General features: G+C 49.8%; 21 protein-coding genes. 11 read left to right on the forward strand and 10 right to left on the reverse strand.

The window, feature by feature from the left end:
- Nucleotides 1-133: 133 nt before the first annotated feature.
- The 4 genes from EKM99_RS02610 (at nt 134) to EKM99_RS02625 (ending at nt 1,927) form a co-directional block, all read left to right on the forward strand.
- Nucleotides 134-724, forward strand: a complete 591-nt coding sequence (locus EKM99_RS02610; protein ID WP_125580645.1) for a nucleotidyltransferase family protein — start codon at nt 134-136, stop codon at nt 722-724.
- 2 nt (nt 725-726) lie between these two features.
- Entirely contained in the window at nt 727-1,038 is a 312-nt protein-coding gene (locus tag EKM99_RS02615) for a hypothetical protein (protein ID WP_125580647.1), read from the forward strand.
- A gap of 32 nt (nt 1,039-1,070) precedes the next feature.
- Nucleotides 1,071-1,355 carry a hypothetical protein gene (locus EKM99_RS02620; protein ID WP_125580649.1) on the forward strand — a complete coding sequence of 95 codons (285 nt, stop codon included), beginning with the start codon at nt 1,071-1,073 and terminating at the stop codon, nt 1,353-1,355.
- Between the two features lie 158 nt (nt 1,356-1,513).
- Nucleotides 1,514-1,927: a hypothetical protein gene (locus EKM99_RS02625; RefSeq protein ID WP_125580651.1), complete on the forward strand. Its 414-nt coding sequence runs from the start codon at nt 1,514-1,516 to the stop codon at nt 1,925-1,927.
- Between the two features lie 493 nt (nt 1,928-2,420).
- Here the strand turns inward: EKM99_RS02625 and EKM99_RS02630 are convergent, their stop codons facing one another.
- From EKM99_RS02630 to EKM99_RS02660, 7 genes are all read right to left on the reverse strand, one after another.
- Nucleotides 2,421-2,702, reverse strand: a complete 282-nt coding sequence (locus EKM99_RS02630) for a type II toxin-antitoxin system YafQ family toxin (RefSeq protein ID WP_125580653.1) — start codon at nt 2,700-2,702, stop codon at nt 2,421-2,423.
- The gene (locus tag EKM99_RS02635) at nt 2,695-2,937 is read right to left on the reverse strand and encodes a type II toxin-antitoxin system RelB/DinJ family antitoxin (RefSeq protein ID WP_125580655.1); all 243 of its coding nucleotides are present in this window, start codon (nt 2,935-2,937) and stop codon (nt 2,695-2,697) included. Before EKM99_RS02635 ends, EKM99_RS02630 begins: the two co-directional genes overlap by 8 nt.
- Before the next feature lie 448 nt (nt 2,938-3,385).
- A complete protein-coding gene (locus tag EKM99_RS02640) occupies nt 3,386-3,817 on the reverse strand; it encodes a GNAT family N-acetyltransferase (RefSeq protein WP_125580657.1) in 432 nt (143 codons plus the stop codon).
- Between the two features lie 10 nt (nt 3,818-3,827).
- Nucleotides 3,828-4,598, reverse strand: a complete 771-nt coding sequence (locus tag EKM99_RS02645; RefSeq protein ID WP_125580659.1) for an ABC transporter ATP-binding protein — start codon at nt 4,596-4,598, stop codon at nt 3,828-3,830.
- Nucleotides 4,591-5,490 (reverse strand): ABC transporter permease, encoded by a 900-nt coding sequence (locus tag EKM99_RS02650; RefSeq protein ID WP_125580661.1) that lies wholly within the window; start codon nt 5,488-5,490, stop codon nt 4,591-4,593. The genes EKM99_RS02645 and EKM99_RS02650 overlap by 8 nt, the downstream gene beginning before the upstream one ends.
- Nucleotides 5,487-6,482 carry a tryptophan ABC transporter substrate-binding protein gene (gene trpX / locus EKM99_RS02655; RefSeq protein WP_125580663.1) on the reverse strand — a complete coding sequence of 332 codons (996 nt, stop codon included), beginning with the start codon at nt 6,480-6,482 and terminating at the stop codon, nt 5,487-5,489. Before trpX ends, EKM99_RS02650 begins: the two co-directional genes overlap by 4 nt.
- A 373-nt stretch (nt 6,483-6,855) precedes the next feature.
- A complete protein-coding gene (locus EKM99_RS02660; protein WP_125580665.1) occupies nt 6,856-7,134 on the reverse strand; it encodes a helix-turn-helix domain-containing protein in 279 nt (92 codons plus the stop codon).
- Nucleotides 7,135-7,359: 225 nt separating this feature from the next.
- Between EKM99_RS02660 and EKM99_RS02665 the strand changes: the two genes are divergently transcribed.
- The 6 genes from EKM99_RS02665 to EKM99_RS02690 all read left to right on the forward strand — a co-directional run bounded on the left by EKM99_RS02665 (nt 7,360) and on the right by EKM99_RS02690 (nt 13,485).
- Complete coding sequence (locus EKM99_RS02665; protein WP_125580667.1) at nt 7,360-8,262, forward strand: DegV family protein; 903 nt, start codon at nt 7,360-7,362, stop codon at nt 8,260-8,262.
- A gap of 1,629 nt (nt 8,263-9,891) precedes the next feature.
- Nucleotides 9,892-10,863 (forward strand): ABC transporter substrate-binding protein, encoded by a 972-nt coding sequence (locus EKM99_RS02670; RefSeq protein WP_125580669.1) that lies wholly within the window; start codon nt 9,892-9,894, stop codon nt 10,861-10,863.
- A 17-nt stretch (nt 10,864-10,880) separates the two neighbouring features.
- Nucleotides 10,881-11,852, forward strand: coding sequence for an ABC transporter permease (locus EKM99_RS02675; protein ID WP_125580671.1), 972 nt, complete (start codon nt 10,881-10,883; stop codon nt 11,850-11,852).
- A complete protein-coding gene (locus tag EKM99_RS02680; protein ID WP_125580673.1) occupies nt 11,779-12,552 on the forward strand; it encodes an ABC transporter ATP-binding protein in 774 nt (257 codons plus the stop codon). Before EKM99_RS02675 ends, EKM99_RS02680 begins: the two co-directional genes overlap by 74 nt.
- Before the next feature lie 301 nt (nt 12,553-12,853).
- A complete protein-coding gene (locus EKM99_RS02685; RefSeq protein ID WP_125580675.1) occupies nt 12,854-13,201 on the forward strand; it encodes a type II toxin-antitoxin system RelE/ParE family toxin in 348 nt (115 codons plus the stop codon).
- Between the two features lie 2 nt (nt 13,202-13,203).
- Nucleotides 13,204-13,485, forward strand: a complete 282-nt coding sequence (locus EKM99_RS02690) for a helix-turn-helix transcriptional regulator (protein ID WP_125580677.1) — start codon at nt 13,204-13,206, stop codon at nt 13,483-13,485.
- Nucleotides 13,486-13,862: 377 nt separating this feature from the next.
- On the opposite strand, the gene EKM99_RS16135 is transcribed toward EKM99_RS02690, so the two are convergent.
- The 3 genes from EKM99_RS16135 to EKM99_RS02705 all read right to left on the reverse strand — a co-directional run bounded on the left by EKM99_RS16135 (nt 13,863) and on the right by EKM99_RS02705 (nt 15,817).
- Nucleotides 13,863-14,042 carry a CPBP family glutamic-type intramembrane protease gene (locus tag EKM99_RS16135; protein WP_367377227.1) on the reverse strand — a complete coding sequence of 60 codons (180 nt, stop codon included), beginning with the start codon at nt 14,040-14,042 and terminating at the stop codon, nt 13,863-13,865.
- A gap of 673 nt (nt 14,043-14,715) precedes the next feature.
- On the reverse strand, nt 14,716-15,417 hold the full coding sequence (locus EKM99_RS02700; protein ID WP_125580681.1) for a CPBP family intramembrane glutamic endopeptidase: 702 nt from the start codon (nt 15,415-15,417) through the stop codon (nt 14,716-14,718).
- A gap of 16 nt (nt 15,418-15,433) precedes the next feature.
- Nucleotides 15,434-15,817, reverse strand: a complete 384-nt coding sequence (locus EKM99_RS02705; protein WP_125580683.1) for a VOC family protein — start codon at nt 15,815-15,817, stop codon at nt 15,434-15,436.
- 1,422 nt (nt 15,818-17,239) lie between these two features.
- On the opposite strand from EKM99_RS02705, the gene EKM99_RS02710 reads away from it, so the two are divergent.
- Complete coding sequence (locus EKM99_RS02710) at nt 17,240-18,763, forward strand: ABC-F family ATP-binding cassette domain-containing protein (RefSeq protein ID WP_164511496.1); 1,524 nt, start codon at nt 17,240-17,242, stop codon at nt 18,761-18,763.
- Nucleotides 18,764-18,847 lie beyond the last annotated feature (84 nt).

Here is an 18,847-nt window from a genome sequence, read left to right on the forward strand (position 1 = left end):
AAACGCTGTGCTAAATCAATGGAAGTGTTCGTTGAAATCGTCCGAGATGGGCGATTTTTTTGTAAATAAAAAAATAATCAGCCGCTTTTTACGGAGTTAGCCTTTAGAGTAGTAAAATTCTGGAGGTGCCCGTTTGATTGACCTTGAGTTGCTAGAACAAGTGATTGTGGAAATTAGGGAACTGTATGATTTGTTTACGGCCGAATTTTATGGTAGAGTTCAGACTAAGCAGTTAGTTAATCTGAAAAAGCTATTGGTTGATGATTTTGTGATGACAGGCGGATTGGTTAATGCGGATAACTATATCGATAGCCTTTCGCGAACTGACGTGAGTTTAATTGGAAGTATTGAAAGAGACTATATCTATTGGAAATTTCAATACCGAGTAAAGTTCTTGGCATCACTAAAAGTTAAGGTCGGTCACAATCTTGACAAGCATCGGTATGTGGCCAAGGTTGTGAATGACTTAGTGGGCACCAGGATTATTGTAGGACATCTGAATCGGAACTTTGATGAGGTTGAAGAAGTGCTGGTAAGATTGCTAAAGCGCCAGGTTATTTCACGATACTATTTACGAGAAGATGGGAAGTACCGAGCAATCCACTGTTATTTTCAATCTGAGAACCGTTACTTCCCTTGGGAACTGCAAATATGGGATACCGCCGACGCGACTGCGAATTTTCGAGAGCATGCAAGACATGATTTAGAGAAGGGAAGGTCGTAACGATGTACACGCACCTCGTCGTCTATACCAGAATTAAGGGTGTCGCTCTGGCGTATCACTTGGCCACGAGTAACGAAGACGCCCAAAAGTTTGATCGTGCTGTGGAACGCCTTAACCAGAATACAGAGGTCACCGGGAGCGACCATGCCATTCATATTTTAGGCACGGATTCGCCCAGCTTTACTTCTATCCAGAACATGGATCCGTACTTTGCTGATGTGAAAGAAGTGACGGATTTAGCTGAATTTTTCAGTTACTTTGATGAACTGGTGGCGGCACGTTCCCAATTAAGTGATTCGACCAGAAAGTCATAACTTCATATGATATTGGAAAGGGAGTGTCCCTAATGTTTCGTCATTTTATTGTTTACTCCGAGTTAGACGGTGTTGCTTTCGCTTACCATTTCTCGACCTCGGATCTTACGGGTCAAGAGATCGGTAAAGCGTGGAAACGCGTTCAAGCCCACACTACTGTGAGAGGCAGCGCCTATGCCATTCACGTTTTAGGCACGGATTCGCCTACCTTTGCTTCGGTTCAGGACATGGATCCCTACTTCGCGAACGTTAAGGAAATAACGGATCTCGCTGAATTCTTCAGTTATCTTGAGCCAGCAACACCAACGCAACCTTAACTGAGATAATTACTAGAATGAATTACATCAAGCAGACTGGATGTCAATGTACCCAGTCTGCTTTTGATTTACTCACGACCTGAGTGCGCCCGAATTTTAGGGATTGTCCCCGCTTCGATGGCGTGGTAAGGTTAACCTAGTGAATGAAAGAGGGTTGAATGAATTTGGTTAAAACATACATACGGGGGCTGGTGCCCACCTTGCTCTGGTTGCTGCTAATCTGCGTGCCAGTCACCAATGGCGCCGCGCACTTAGTCTTTTCTTGGTGGGCCGTGTACGTGGTCCTGAGTTACGGTTTTTGTTTTCCCCGCAGCTATCGGGTCCTCCAGAAAGTGGTGCATCGCAGTAAGCGTTCCAACCTGAACCAGCCACGGCAAAATGCCGAAGAAGAAGCCATGCGGCAGGGGGCCAGTTACGCCAACACCGGTAGATTTGGTACGGGACGACTGGGCGATGCTGACGGCCAGGACGGTCGCTTGATTCGTTGGGGGACGGAATTTGTCATTCTGATGTTTGCGGTTATCGCCGGCCCCGTGGTTGTGGCGGCTGACGTGATGCTGCACCGCAATTAGATCGGTGAAGGGGAGAAAGTCTAATTTTTAAGCAATTCGGCCACCAACAATAGACCGGCATCATTGGTAAGTTGGGTACCATGCATCACAAAAAGAAATTTTTGAATTGAACTCTAAGATACGGTTCAGCATATTAGTCATTAAGAACTCCCCTATTGGGTTCTTTGGCTGGTAATGTCACAGTACCATTGTGGGGTTCTGTTTTTTAACCTTTTTTGAGCCTGAGACAAAATCCCAGACGCTTTTGGTGTCTCCGAATTTACGTTGTTGAAACGTGCGACAAAAGGTTAGCTGGTGAGCATTAAAACTGCTAGCCAGCTAATCGCCCTTTGCCCACTCTCAAAAAAGCTAGAAAACCTCAGCACCATAAAGAACTGGTTGAGATTTTCTAGCTTGTGATGAATCATCCAGGTTAATCAGTGCACAGCTCCTACTTTACCACGAGACAGTCTGCAATTAGGCTAGGGCTCGCAGACCTTACGTGGCGCGTTTTCTACTTGAACAGGTCTGCGTGACTGCCAGTATCAATGAAGCGGATAAAGCTACCGTCATATTTGTAAATAAGTAGCCAGTCTGGTTTGATGTGCAATTCTCGTTCAGGTTTACGATTGACTAGAGGGTGGTCATTGTAACGTGGTTCTAATGCGTCGTCATTGATTAACATGTAGAAGACATTTTCAAAGTCAGCCTTGTGGTAACGACCACCCCGAAGTAGACTTTGATAGTGTTTCTTGAATTTTTTCTCAAATGCTGGCTTATAAGGCTGGCTAGTCATTTAACCAATCCAGTCCTTTCTGAGGGTCGTCAAATTCAATATAATCTTGGCTGTTGATTGCTTCTGTCAGACGTGGCGTGGGTTGGGCCACCTCAAATGGAATGCCGCCAACTTCAATCGCCTTTTTTGCAAAGATGCGAAATGCTTCAGCGGGTGTCAAACCCACTCGATGCATGACGGCTTCTAAGTCTTGTTTGTCCTTTTGATCCATTCGAAAATGTACTTGGGAAGTCATTTTATCACCTCTGGTTGGATGGTACCATCTAGTACCAAAGATAACAACTGATTTGCACGGTAATTACTAAAAATCGGTTTAACTGGACGGATGCTTCGGAATTCTGTTTGGGGAGATATTTATCAACTAACTGATTAACTGGTGGAAAGTATCCGGAAATTCTTAAAATAAATGCGTCACATAATAGAAAGGGGTCTGGGGCAAAACCCCAGACTCCTTTGGTATCTCCGAATTTACATTGCTGAAACGTGGGACAAAAGGCAGCTGACTCCGCTTAAGGCTGATAATCGCCTTTTGTCCCACTCTCATTTGGTTTGAATGATGATTTCAGTGACAATTGATGGTTATCTGTTAGGAATGACACTAGGGTAATCTGTCCATTCAATCTTAGCGCCCACAGCAGGTCAGCTTGAGTCCACTGTCGGGAACGAGCAATCCACCGGTTAGGTTACAGCGCCTTCTTCAAAGTCACCACCGGCGCTCCATCCTCATCGAAGGGCACACCCACAGCCTGGTAGCCGCAGCGTTCGTAGAAACTCTTGGCGGTGAGCTCGCCGTCAATCAGGCCGTGCGTGAAGCCGTGGGCCTTGGCCCAGTTCTCACCGGCTTGGAGCACCTGACTGCCAATCCCTTGTCCCCGTAACGCTTGGCTGGTACAGACCCGGCCAAAACGCATTTCGGTTGACGATTGGGCTTCCAGCCGCAAGGTGCCGACGGGGAGTTCTGGGCGTTGGTAGGCGACCACGTAAAGCCGGTCCGGTGTGTCGCGGTCATCGAACTCGACGTCGCGGGGGATGCCCCGTTCAGTAACGAAGATGGCTTGGCGCAACGAGAGCGCTGCGGCGCGGTTGAAGGGTGCGTTTGAAATCACGATTTCCATGAGAGACCTCCTATTCAATCTCGGCGAAGAAGCTGTAGAGCTTTTCGCTGGTCAGAGCTTGCTTGTCCGCACCGGCCACATCGTACGTGACCTTGCCGTGATGCAGGACAATCAAGCGGTTGCCGTACGTCAGGGCGTCTTCCATGTGGTGGGTGATCATCAGGCAAGTCAGCTTATCTTGGGAAACCCGTTCGTTGGTCAGATGCATCAGGTCCTGACCGGTGCGGGGATCCAGCGCTGCGGTGTGTTCGTCCAACAGTAAAATTTCTGGCCGTTTCAGCGTAGCCATTAAGAAACTCAAGGCTTGACGTTGACCTCCAGAAAGGTTGCCAGTGGCGGTGGTCAGCCGGTCGTCCAAGCCGTTGTGCATGGTAGCCGTCAGTTCCTTGTAGTGAGCTAAATGGTGGTTCAACCCGCGTGGCAATAAGCCGCGGCGTTGGCCCCGTCGTTCCGCCAGCAGGAGATTTTCGGCGACCGTCATCCGGGGGGCCGTTCCCAATTTAGGATCCTGGAAGACGCGGGCCAAGAAGCGGGTGCGTTTCTCCACGGATTCATGGGAAATATCCTTGCCGTTCAACAGAATCTGGCCGCCATCAATGCTGAGGTCGCCGCCAATGGCGTTGAACAGGGTGGATTTGCCGGCCCCGTTTGAGCCCAACACCGTGATGAAGTCCCCGGCGTTGATGGTGAGATTGAGCTTATTTAGAATCGTGATTTCCTCGGGCGTGTTGCGATTAACCTTCAGGACGACATCCTTTAATTCCAGTAATGGTTTAGTCATTGGTATCCAACCCCCGTTTCACAAGGTGTTTGAAATTGAGCACGTTCTTGAAGACCGGCAACATCATGCATAGCGCTAAGATGATGGCGGAGATCAGGTTGAGGTCGTTGGCACTGAAGCCTAGCTTGAGCACGATGAGCAACACGAAACGGTAGAGGATACTGCCGAGCGTGACGGCTACGAGCCGTTGGTTCAGGGTCAGATCGCCAAAGGCCACCTCACCAATAATGATGGAGGCCAGGGCAATCACGATAATGCCGATCCCCATGTTGACGTCGGCGTACCCGTTATTTTGGGCAACCAGGGCGCCACCAAAGGCAATCAAGCCGTTGGAGACCATCAAGCCCATGATTTTCATGTTGTCGGTGTTGATGCCGAGGGAGCGGGCCATCGTTTGGTTATCGCCGGTCGCGATGAAGCCTTGACCGAGTTCCGTTTGCAAAAAGTAAATGACGATGGTAGTGATGACAACCATGACTACCGTGCCCAGTACCACGCTGTCGAAGTATTGCGGCAGCGAGGCGAGTAAGTGATTTTTGAACAGAGTCGACTTCCCCAGTAGGGAGACGTTGGCCCGGCCCATGATCCGCAAGTTCACGGAGTAACAGGCGGTCATGACCAGAATTCCGGCGAGCAGGATGGGAATGTGGCCCTTGGTGTAGAGCAGACCAGTGATTAAGCCGGCCAGCGCACCGACGACAAATGCCAGTAACGTTGCCAACAGCGGGTTCATCCCGTTACTAATGGCAGCGACGGCGGTGGCGGCACCCAGTGGGAACGTGCCTTCGACCGTCATATCAGCGAAATCAAGAATTCTAAAGGTCAGGAATAACCCGACCCCGAGGACGGCCCAGAGGAGGCCTTGTCCGATTGCGGAAACTGCTAAACTCATTTAAAAACCTCCCCGTGTTCTTTGGCTTCTTTGACAACGGAAGCGGGGAGCGTGATCCCCAACTTCTTGGCTTGCTTCAAGTTGACCGTCATTTCACCCTTTTTCTCAAAGTGAATCGGGGTGTCGGCGGGGTTCTTTCCCTTTAAAATGGCAGCGGTCATCTTACCCGTTTCCACGCCCAACTTGTATTGATTAATACTCAACGTGGCAAGACCACCGGCTTTAACCATGGTGTCCACAGCGGGGAAGACCGGAATCTTTTTGGCGTTAGCGGTAGAGACCAGCGTCTGCATCGCGCTGGCCACCGTGTTGTCGGTTGGCACGTAGATGGCGTCGACCTGGCTCACCATTTGTTCAGCGACCTGGTTCAAATCGTTGGTGCTGGCAATCGAGTAGGCTTTGAGCCGGACGTGTTCCTTCTTACAAAGCGCCGCGAATTGGTGGTACTGGGCGGTTGCGGAATCATCGGACGATGTGTAAATAATCCCCAGCGTCTTCATATTGGGCATGATCTGTTGAATTAATTTGAGCTGTGACTTCAGCGGCGCCTGGTCGGAGACCCCGGTCACGTTATTGCCGGGATGGGTGTTGCTCTTGACCAGGTCGGCACCCATGGGATCGGTGATGGCTCCCAGGACAACGGGGATGTTCGAGCTAGCGTTGGCAAGGGCCTGCGCGGCTGGCGTGGCGATCCCAATCATGGCGTCCGCCTTCTCGTTGACGAAGCGGGCACTCATGGTTTTCAGATTACTCTGATCGTTCTGGGCGTTTTGAAAATCAATTTTGACGTTCTTCCCCACGTGGTAGCCTTCTTCGGCGAGTCCATGGATGATACCCTTGTGGATGGCGTCTAGGGCCGGGTGGGAGAGCAGTTGGAGAATCCCCACGGTGGGAACGGCCTGCTTGTTGCTTGATTCTGGTTTGCTTTCTTGAACAAAGGCGAATCCGAGAAAAATAAGTAAAAGGGCAATGAGTCCGTACATGCGTTTCATTTCGTTAACCTCACTTTAATGGTGGTTGGTAGCGGTAAGTGATACAAAAAAGAGCACCCAGACCGGCTGGGTGCCCAAATAAAAAGGCCCACAAAACCGGAATGAAACATCCGTGCGGGCTTTTGCATCAGAAAAGTTAGCCGGCGCAGATGCGAGAATCGCTCTGGGAGCTCAAGTCGCATCAACACTGATGACGACTTGATTACCGGCTTTGCCAACGTCCATTAAGTTTGTTGCTAGACATTTGCATTAACTTTTCCTTCTTTCCATAATTGAATAGTCTTAGTTTACGGCATCCGGTACAGGGCGTCAACCTTATTTTTGATTTTTTGGCTGATTGGTCTGAACCACGGAAAAAGCAGGCAAACTAGAATTAATTGATGATCTGAAGTGGTGTGATGTTCATGGTGATTTGGAGGTCTAATCCAGCCGCATATCTGTCGAGAGTCTTCAGGCTGGGAACAGAGTCTAAATTTTCAATTTTGGCTAGTTGTGGTTGCTTCATGCCAATGTGGTCTGCGAATTCTTTTTGGGAAATGCCTCTCCTTAGGCGTTCAACCTGCAGTGTGCTCAGTGTGTCAATAATTGACATTTCTTGCGGCGAAATATCTTTGATGGTTGGTTTGAAGTCTTCCCAGTTCCATGCGTTCATAGTTACTTAGTCTCCTCATCATATTTGTTTGCAATATAACCCGTTGGCCAAGCGGTGTCAAAACATCTGATTGCGACCGCCGATTTACTACGTATTGCGCAGTCATTTTTGGTATACTGGACGTTAACAGTTCGGCGCTGTGGCCCTAGAAAAGAAGCGGGCACAGACAAGTCGCTGAACGACTTTAGATCAATTTAAACTGAAACGAAACAAGGAGGCTGCACCATGAAAATTGCCGTTCTAACGGATACGTCGGCTGGGATTGATTTTGATGAGGCTGCGACGCTTCACCTGACACTGCTTGCCGCACCGATTATGTTTGGTAATCGCCAGTACCACGAGTATCAGGACTTGAGTACCGCTGATTACTACCGCCTAATGCGGCTCGCTAAATCAAAAAAGATGGTGCCGACCGCACCGCAAGTCTCAATGAAGACGGTACAGGCGACCTGTGATCGGCTGGCCAAGGACGGGGTGACCGACGTCATCGTGATTGGGCCCTCACTGGGGATTTCCGGGTTCGTCAATACACTGGCCGCCTACGTGGAAAATATCACGAGCGTGCACGTCTGGCCGTGGGATTCACGCGGTATCTTGACCACGATGGGCGACCAGGTGCGTCTAGCCGCCGGGCTGGTAGCGAAGGGGTTAACGGTCGATGAGGTCTTCGCCCAATTGACGAAGCTCCGCGACACGGCGCACAGTGTGTTTGTGGTGGACTCCATCAAGCCTTTGCTGCGAACGGGGGAGGTTAACCCCAGCCACAGTCCCGGAAGTACGCCCCTGTTAGCCGGCAAGCCCATTTTAATTTTTGATCCGTCCGGCAAAATGCGGGTGGCCGGCAGTGCGCTGCGGCTGAAAGGGGCCATGGCGGACTTTTTGGATGATTTGGCCACGGACCTGGCAGGCTCAGAACCGGTCAAGGCCACGGTGCTAAACGCCGACCAACCGGAAGCGACTCAGCACTGGTTGACGGGGGCTCAGAAACGTTTTCCCACGGTTAACTTTGACGTGGCGTTGATTGGGCCTAGTTTTGGCGTTCACGTGGGCGACGGGGCGATGGGGATGGCTTGGTGCCAAGACTACCACAGCCTCCTCGACCCATCCCCAGAAATCAGCACGCAATAATTTCGTTCCCGACGGCGGGTTCACAACAAACTGGTCGTTGCCAGTGCCTCCGGCATGGTGAAAATAGCCCGGAACGCTGTGGGCGGCCGCCTGAAGCCTGAGAAGCGGTCTTCAGGCTTACTTTGAGCCGCTAAAGTCGCGTCTCAAAGATACCAATTCTCTAAGCAGCGGAGAACCAGCCGCTACTAAGAGAATTCCCGCGGCTTAGGCTATTTTCACCATACCTGCGGCTAGATTGCGGTTGAACCCGCGTCAACGGCTGTATTGGGGGTGTTTCTCATGGATGATGCGGCTTGTGTTGCGGCTGTGGTTGAGTCAGGAAGCGAAAACTCAGACTGAATGTCGACACAGCTGGGGACCTTGACCCGCCTCTGGTCACTCGTGATTGTGGCAGTGATTTCTGGTGTTGGTCGTGTATGCTCTTTCGGTGCTGATAATGGTTGACAGCGCCTCCGGCATGGTGAAGATAGCCCGGAACGCTGTGGGCGGCCGCACGAAGCCTAGAGAGGGGTCTTCGTGCTTACTTTGAGCCGCTAAAGTCGCGTCTCAAAGATACCAATTCTCTAAGCAGCGGAGAACCAGCCGCTACTAAGAGAATTCCCACGGCTTAGGCTATTTTCACCATGCCTGCGGCTAGATTGCGGTTGAACCAGCCGCCAACGTGCTGTATTGGCGTGGTGTTTTCCTCTGGATGACGTGGCCTCTGGTTGAGTCAGCCTGCGATTACTCAGGCTCAAAATAACGATATGGCTGTGACTTTTGACTCGCCACTGATAGTTCGTGATTGTAATAATGATTAGTAACCATGGCTGCAATTTTGTTATTGTGGCCATTTTCAATGCTGTCGCTAAAAAGATTGGCATATCCACCCAGTAGCCAGACAGCTCACGTTTCGGGTTAAACCAACGTGAGCCGCAGGGAGAATGAAAATGGGCTAAGCCGTGGGAATTCCCTTGGTGGTGGGCTTTACCGCCTAGGGAATTGGTGTCTTTGAGACGTGCTCTACGGCTCAAAGCATCCCAGAGACCGCCCTTTGGCTCTGGGTGTCCGCCCACAGCGTTCCGGCCCGTTTTTCATTCTCCCGGAGGCGCTGGCAACGACGCATTTAAACCGAAAATGAGAATTAAATTAAAATTCAGGGTTGACAGGATTATTTTTTAATGGTTAACTGAAAGATGTAAATTGATAAATGAAAGGGATTATGACTCATGAAATTAATCAGCCTAACTCATTTAAATAACCAGTTTGCCTTTAGCTTTTTCTTTAGATAGCGTTTGTATTCACCTCGTTGGATACGAACGCGCCGCTCAATTGCGTTTGTATCTATCGAATAGCTAAAGTTTTTCAGCATGAACTTAGCGCCAGATAGATACGGGTATAATCTATCTGGAGAAAATATATCGGGCCCGATATCACCAGGTAGATTCTACTCAGAATCTATCTGGTGTTTTTTGTTTTCTCAGCAAAATTTTAGAGAGAACGGGTTACCTCCTTGGACGCAAGGGTGTGGGTAATGAAGCGCTGGAAGATTGGTTGGATTTGCCAATTAAAGGACCACTTAATCGTTCGCCGTAGCTTGAAAGCGCGACGGAAAATAACCACAACACAAACCCTTGGAGGAAATTGATTATGAAGAAATTATTAGCAAGTAGCTTAGCATTAGTGAGTTTAGGATTGCTTTTGGCCGGATGTTCCAGCAGTACCGCTTCAAGTAGTAAGAGCAGCCTGAACGTCGGGATTTTACAGGTCGTACAACACGGCTCCCTCGATGAAGCGCGGCAAGGGTTCAAGGCCGGGCTGAAGGCCGAATTAAAGGCACACGGCAAATCAACTAAGGTGACTTACCATTACTTAAACGCTCAGGGTGATCAATCGAACCTGAACACGATGAGCCAACAATTGGTACAGCAGAAGAATGATTTGCTGGTCGGGATCGCCACACCAGCCGCCCAGGCGTTGGCCAAGAAGACGACAACCACGCCGACCCTGGTGACAGCCGTGACCGATTTGAAAGCTGCTGGCTTGGTGAAGTCCGACAGTAAGCCTCAGACCAACGTGAGTGGGACCTCCGACTTGACGCCGGTTGGCCTGCAACTGAAGCTGTTGGCTAGCATGACCAAAGGCAACAAGCCGCTTGGCATCATGTACAACTCCTCTGAAGAAAACTCCGTGCTCCAAGTTAATTTGGCAAAAGCCTACGCGAAGAAGCACAATTTGAAATTGAAAATCGTGAGTGCCACCAGTACCAACGACGTGGCCAGTGTCTTGGCCGGCCTGACCGGTAAAGTTTCCGGCCTGTATTTACCAACCGACAACCTGATGGCCAGCGCGATGAAGACTATCGGTGCCAAGGCGAAAGCCGCTAAGCTCCCCGTTGTGACCGGGTCAATCGAAATGGCCGAAGACGGCGGGACTGCCACTTACGGCATCAACTACTACGACTTGGGTAAGCAGACCGGGAAGATGGCCTACGACGTCTTGGAAAACAACAAGAAGCCCCAAAACATGGCCGTTCAAACGTCCAAGAAGCTGCACCTGTACGTCAACAAGGCCAACGTGAAAGCTATCGGCCTGCAAGCTAGTCAGATCAAAGAACCTTAAGAAAGGGGACACCAGTTATGTTAATTACCAGTATTGGCCAAGGACTATTGTGGGCACCACTCGTTATTGGGGTGTTCCTAACGTTCCGGATTTTAGACATTCCCGATTTGACCACCGAAGGGAGCTTTCCACTGGGGGCCGCGGTAACCGTGAGCGCCATGATCAGCGGGCAGTCGGCCGTCGTTGCTAGCTTGTTAGGCTTCCTCGCGGGGTGCCTGGCGGGCTGGGTCACCGGCATGCTCGACACGAAGCTTCACATGCCATCGCTGCTGGCGGGAATTTTAACCATGACCGGTCTGTACTCCGTGAACATGCACGTGATGGGCAAGTCCAACGTGCCGTTGTTAAATGAAAAAGTATTGACCAACTATTTACCCGCAACCTGGTCCATTGACGGCCAAACGATTGTCGTCGGGGCAGTGGTGACGGGCGTGGTGATGGCCGTGTTGATTTGGCTGTTTAAGACGCGGCTGGGGCTATCCCTGATGGCAACAGGGGACAATCCCGCCATGAGCGCGGCCAATGGCATTTACACCGACCGGATGGTGATTATCGGCTACATGGTGTCCAACGGGTGCATTGCGTTGTCTGGTGCCCTGATCGCTCAGAGTAACGGCTATGCCGATATTGGCATGGGGATTGGTACCATCGTGATTGGCCTGGCCTCCGTCTTAGTGGGCGAAATCTTCTTACGCGGTCGCCAAATCTGGGTGCGACTCACAGGGATGGTCGTGGGCGCCATCATCTACCGGTTCTTGTTGACGGTGGCGATGGGCCTGGGCTTCCCGGTCGACGATTTGAAAATTCTCTCCGCGGGAATCTTGGTGGTGGTCATTTGCCTGCCAATCTTGCGGACCAAGTACAAGACGCATCAACAGCTGAAACGTTACCTCAAACAGATTGGAGCCGATGAACATGAAGCAGAATCAACCAGCAGTCTTAACCGTCAAGCATCTCCAGAAGGTCTTCTTTCCCGGGACAGTAAATGAGCGCCACGTGTTAAAAAATGTCAGTCTGACGATTGAGCCGGGCGATTTCGTCGCGGTCATCGGGAATAACGGGGCGGGCAAGTCGACGCTGTTGAACACGATTGCTGGGACCTTGCCGGCTGACGCGGGTGTGTTGACCCTGGCCGGCCACGATGTCACCAAGAAGTCCGTGGCGTATCGGGCTAAATGGCTGTCACGGGTTTTCCAGGACCCCAAGATGGGCACGGCGGGGGAACTGAGCGTGGCGCAGAACCTGACGTTGGCGCAGCAGCATACGGGCAGTATGGGCCTGGGCCGCTACCGCAAGGCCAGTCAAGAGGTGGCTTACCGCGAGTTGTTGCAGACGTTGAACATGGGATTAGAGGAGCGGTTGACGACGCAGGTGAAATATTTATCTGGTGGGCAACGGCAAGCGCTCTCGTTACTGATGGCAACGTTGAGTCAACCAGATTTATTGTTGCTGGATGAGCATACTGCGGCATTAGATCCCCAGACCAGTAAAAAGGTGATGGACCTGACGCAAAAGATTGTGGAGACCAATCAGCTAACCACGATGATGATTACCCACAAAATGAGTGACGCTTTGACCTATGGTAACCGGTTGGTCATGGTCCAAGACGGCCAGGTCAAGCTGGATGTCCGTGGCGCGGCAAAGGATCACTTGCGGCAGGAAGAACTGATGTCGTTGTTTGCGGAGTAGGCCTAGCCGCAAGTCAATATTGTACGTGATAATGGGAGTAAATATACTTTGCAGTAGCGGGACGTGGCGGACAAACCACTCCCAGATTGTGGACAACTAAGTGCATAAGTTCAGTCACTGTCGATAACTTTTCCTGAAAGGAGAATTGACAGTGGCTTTTTCTTTAGGAATGTCTGTTCTCTTTCCCTTGCTGGACGACATGTTAAACTAAAGCTTCATGCAATTTCAGTCGTTAGATGCATGATTAAAAAACTAGATCGAAAGGGGTGCAGATTAATAGCATTAATGCTATTATTTACTTATGGGGGAAGCTAAATTTGTTTTTTACGATCAAGGGGAGTTTAATGAGTTTTTAGATGGGCTCCCTAAAAAGGATGCTCAAAAATTGACGAAAACTATCCTACTGATTGAGAAATATGGACTGATAACTGCTAAGAGCATGAAGTGGATTAAAAAGTTGGAAAAAAACCTTTACGAGATTCGTTCAAGTGTTGGAAACAATAGTCAACGAGCTATCTACTTTCAGTTGCAAGGTGATGTTTTTGTTATTACGCATGGTTTCACTAAGAAAACGAATCGCACACCTGAATCTGAAAAAGGTCGAGGGCGGAGTGACAGAGAATTTTATTTAAAACACGGAGGTAAGTAAAAATGAAGTTAATTTCAATAGATGAGTATGCAGATCGCTTGCGAAAAGAAGATCCGGATTTTGACAAAGGATTAGCTGAGGCAGAAATGAGCTTAAAGGTTGCACTGGCGGTAAAAAAATTACGTCATGAATTAGGCTTAACGCAGAAAGACTTTGCAAAATTAGTTGGAAAATCAACGTCCACAATTGCGCGAATCGAGACTGGATTTGACAAGGCAAATTCTCAAACGTTGATTGATATTGCAGTCAAAACGCATAAGAGCTTGGATTTTCAATTTATTTAAGTGATGTTGGACGCTTCTCTGAAGGCGTGGGACTGAACTCTGTGTGGGGGCCGATTCGCTCTACCACCCTCGTAACCATATAGTGAAATGAACCGCCTTTCCCGGTAGCCATAGGGGGAAGGCGGTTCATTGTTTATCATGCTTTTTTTGGTGCTACTTCTGAGCGGCTACTTCTGAACACATAGAAAATGCTCGGTAGGTACTAATTATGTGAAGCTTTGAAAGCAGTAGTCTTCGCAGCACTGGCACCAGTAACACTATTGCAACCACGATATTCCCCCAAGTAACAGAAGACTCGTCGCTAAGTTGGACGTCGCAAACTGGTTATCTGGCAGAAAGTAAGCCTCAAGGTCATTGAGAAAGTGAAACAATATTGGTCATATGAGACTTCCCGACGCAAGATAGAGTGCGACCGCCACGAGTCCAAAACCAAAAGTTGAAAAGAGCTCGGCACTTACGTCTGTAGCGTTCAATGTTGCTAAGGAAACTGGCACGTGATACAGCATAAATAGTAAGTTGGAGATGCCCACTGCTAGCCAAATTTCCCAAGCTCCCAGTCATCGTCCCCGATGCAAGAGCGCCATCACTAATACGCCCCGAAACCAATACTCTTCCGTGATTGCTGATCTCAACGTAAATCCTAAATTTGCTACCGTTAGGTTAGACCAGCGCAAGGTGTCCATAGATTCCGGTCGAAACACATAGATTACGTAAATTGCCAACACAAAAAGTGGGGCTATTTGCTGACGCCACGGAATGGTTGAATGGAGTGAATAGACTCGCGCAGCCAATAACGATTCAGGCCGACTAGCAAGATTATGAGAAGAATATATTACTGATAAACATTATAAGTCATAAGTCGTTGAAACGTGCAGACCAGCTAACTATCAGCCCGGATAACAAACTAAATGCTAACATCATCCGCTCCTCAAAGTTATAATAAGAATCTCCACCATCAAGTGTAGACTTTCTCCGGCTACTCTGCCACCAGTGATGGTTTGCTAGTGATGCCAGAAATGTTGACGGTAGGCCATAACTGCGAGGGAAGACAGAAAAACGCGTCTAGGACAAATCCCAGACGCGTTTTTGAGTTTGCAGTCTATATTGTTGAAACGTGTACCAGCAGGCAACTGACGTGCATTAACAGCGATACCCAAACAATCCAAGCCCAGGATTATTCGGGTATCACCGTTAATGCATGTCAGTTAAACGCCTGCTGGCACACTCTTTTTAAATAAACGACAACAACGACAACGCATTATTCAAGAAATGCAACGTCATGTTGTAGCGCAAGTCGCGGAACTTCAGGTACGTGTATCCCAGCACCCAGCCCAACGCCGAGTACATCAGTAGCGTGAATGAGAAGCTCATCACGTGCATCATGCCAAAAATCAAACCGGACATGAAGACGCCCAGGAAGTTCATCACCCGTGAATTTTCGCGGAAGAAGTAGTTTAAGAAGATTCCCCGGAAAATGGTTTCCTCAACTAGCGGTGCCAGTAAGACGGCGTAGGCTAAGTTCCAGAAGGGGAGTTGGACAATCTGCGTGTTCAAAGCCGTCTGGTTGGCAGGGTCACTGAGGACGTGGGTGTTGATCAACATCGACCAACCGATTTGAATTGCCAGCATCAGCACAAACAGGCCAGCTAATTGCCACGCGCGTTTTGCCGTTAACGGAGTCTTGCCAATGTGGCGGGGGTTATTTTTCTTAAGCTGTTGCCAGTAACGCCAGGTGATAAAGGCGATGAGAAATGCCGAGTAGATCAGCATGATCCCAATCAGCCGCGTTGCCACCTGGGGATGACCGGCCTTGCCGGTGGCTGCCTGGAGGATCAGGGAGTCGACCAAATAAATGACCAGGAAGCCAATCCATTTGAGACTCCGAACCACCCAATCACCAGCGGCCGAAAGTAGCTGCATAAACTTATTCATTGATTAGCGGGACCTCCTACTTATCGTATTTGCCAATTTCAATCAAGTTTTCGTCAGGGTCGCGGACGTAAACGGAAGTCATGGGGCCCAGCGCACCTTCTTTAGGAAGGGGACCATCCACGATTTCGACGGCGTAGTTGGTCAGATGAGATAAAATGTTTGCCAGCGGGTCAGTCGCAATAATGGCGAAGTCCGCGCTCCCGACCAGGGGATGCTTGGCGACTGGCAAGTGGGGCGCGTCGGTTTGTTGGAAGTTGATTTTCTGCTTGCCAAGTTTGACACCGCGGCGCCCATCGCCAAATTCAATGATGGGTAAATCAAAAACTTCGTGGTACCAGCGAACGGAACGTTCTTCGTCGCTGACGGTTAAGGTGATGTGATCAATGTTACGGATATTCATTCAGAGTCAGTCCTTTTGTTTTTTATGATTGGTTTGGTACAAAGACGGATACTTGTCGTCGCCTCCGGGTGGGTGAAAATAAGCCGGAACGCTGTGGGCGCCGCCTGGAGCCAAAAGGCGGTCTCCAGGCTTACTTTGAGCCGAAGGTCGCGTCTCAAAGATAGCAGTTGACTAGGCGGTAAACCGCCAAGTCAACTCCCACGGCTGTGCTTATTTTTACCCACCCTGCGGCTTACATGGATGTGGCTGGCGACAAGCGAAGACTCAAAAGCAACCGTCTGCTTTCCGCTGTCCCGGGTGTATGTGGTGTGAGTCGATTTGATTTTGTTTTGGTGCAGTGTAGCACGGCATTTACAATCGCCTGGGACCCGTTAAAAACGTTAATGCCATGGTAAGCCGTTCCCGCCGGCGGATTCAAGATCCCCTGCTGTGGGGTCGGTTCCAGCCTGAGGAGCGGTCTGCCACCTCGACTTTGCGCCTGAGGGACGGTCGCAAAGGTCGCCCCATGTTCTAAACTGAGGAAAGCACTCAGCTAAGAACGTCGACACAGCTGGGGCTCTTGATCCGCCTCTGGTCACTCAAATTTGCCATGATGTTGACAATGATTAAATTGCTACTGTCCATATGGCCGTTACTGGCGACGAAACGTGTGGGCGTAGAAACAATCACCCGCACAGCCGTCGTTATTGACAGCTGAAGCGCTAGAGTATGAAATCTACCATGTTGGATTCCTTTGCGTTCAACCTGTAGTGGTTAGTCAACTGGCCAGTTAATTGTGGAATATGGGAAAGTTCAGTCCACACTCTCGGCGAAAAAATCACGATTAGCGTAATGGTCACTTCACTGTGGTTTAATCGCGTGTTAGCCGCAGGGCTGGTGAAAATGAGCCAGTGAAAATTACCACCCCGTTGAAATTTAGTGCGCCCATATGAGTGACCAGAGGCGAGTCAAGGTGACCAGCTGTGTCGATGGCATTAGCTGAGTGATCTGCTCAGGTTAGGCCATGGGACGACCTTGGAGACTCACGGTTCCTAGTGAGGTTTCAAGTCGAGGCGGAAGACCGCCCCTCAGGCTGGAGCCGGGCCCCACAGCAGGGCACCTTGAACTCGCCGCCGGGAACGGAATCCATGACTGTCTAAGTTTCGGCTGGCCGCCCACAGCGGACCGGTCTCATTTTCACCAGCCCGGAGGCACTGACAAAGACCAGTTTGGTTTACCACAATGAAGGTGAATTTCACCTATTATAGCATAGATGTCAGCGCGAATCCCAGTTCGGAAAGTTGACGAACCCGGGCGTTTCGTGGTAAGTTACTACCTAATATGGTTTTGCGAATACGGCCTTGACGTTGTCGGGGCTTTTTCTGCGTGAGAGAAGAAGGGAAGGGACTACAAGTGCCATTACTAGAAGTCGACGATCTAAGCATGAGCTTCGCCGACAAGAAACTTTACGAGAACGCCAGCTTCACTTTGAACAAGGGTGAACACATGGGCGTTGTCGGCCAAAATGGTGTGGGTAAGTCCACACTGATTAAGATTATTACGGGTCAGGAGCTGCCATTGACCGGCTCCGTGAAGTGGCAAAAGAAAACGCACATTGGGTATTTAGACCAATACGCGGACATTCCTGATGGGATGACGTTGATTGATTTTCTCCACACGGCCTACGCTGATTTGTACGAAATGAATGACCGGATGACGGCGATGTACACGGAATACGCCGAGACAATGGAAGATAAGTTGCTCGAACGGGCTGGCCGGATTCAAGAACAGTTAGACGCGCGTAACTTTTACGACGTGGAAACGGAAATTGAACGGGTAATTTCTGGATTAGGCCTCGATGATATCGGCCGGGACCATGCGGTTGCTAAGATGTCTGGTGGCCAACGGTCTAAAATTATTTTGGCAAAACTGTTGCTGGAAAATCCAGATGTGATTCTCCTGGACGAACCGACCAACTACCTGGACGTGGCGCACATTTCCTGGTTGGAAGATTACCTGAACAACTTTGACGGGGCGGCGCTGATTATTTCCCATGACTATGATTTCCTGCAGGATGTCACGAACTGTATCATCAACGTGGCTTTCGGGGAAATCACCAAGTACCGAGGTAATTTCAAACAAGCCATGCGGCAACGAGGCGAACGGGAAAAGGCACAGCAACGGGAATTCGACAAGCAACAGGTTGTGATTGAAAAGGCCGAACGCTTTATCCGGAAGAATAAGGCCGGGTCGAAATCAACCATGGCCAAGTCGCGAGAAAAGATGCTGAACCGGATTGACCGGGTCGATCCACCTTCGACCAACGTCCAGGCACACTTCGATTTCCCTTACCAGGAAACGGGGTCGCAAAATGCTTTGGTGGTTGACGAACTCTCCGTGGGGTATGACCGACCACTGCTCAAGCCCGTAACGTTCTCCGTGACGACCGACCAGAAGATTGGTCTGACCGGGTTCAACGGGGTCGGGAAGTCGACGTTGATCAAGTCCATCTTGGGGTTGATCAAGGCAAAGGGTGGCGAGGCGCATTTCTCACCATCTGCGCGCATCAGCTACTTTAGCCAAGACTTAGTTTGGGATAACAATCAACAGACCCCACTCCAAATTGTACAAGAAAAGTATGAGAAGCTGCCACAAAAGGCCATCCGGACCAAGCTGTCCAAGTGTGGTCTGGACTCCGCCAACGCGATGAAGCCCATTGGCGAGCTTTCTGGTGGGGAACAGACCAAGGTCAAGCTGGCTTTGCTGGAATTTGATCCCGCTAACTTCTTGATCATGGACGAACCGACCAACCATTTGGACGACGAAACCAAGCAGGCTTTGAAGCAAGCCATCTTGAATTTCCCGGGCAATGCGATTATCGTTAGTCATGAGGCCAGCTTCTACACAGGATTGGTCGATAAAATTTTGAACGTTGAGAAGCTTAGTTTAAAGAATTCTGCAAACTAAGTTGCATGTAGATTACGTTTTGGTAAAAGGCGTTCCTTTTTTCAGAAAAATCCGTTACAGTATACGTAGTCAGGAAATTTTCGT

The sequence above is a fragment of the Levilactobacillus cerevisiae genome, from assembly GCF_003946245.1.
Lineage (GTDB): Bacteria > Bacillota > Bacilli > Lactobacillales > Lactobacillaceae > Levilactobacillus > Levilactobacillus cerevisiae.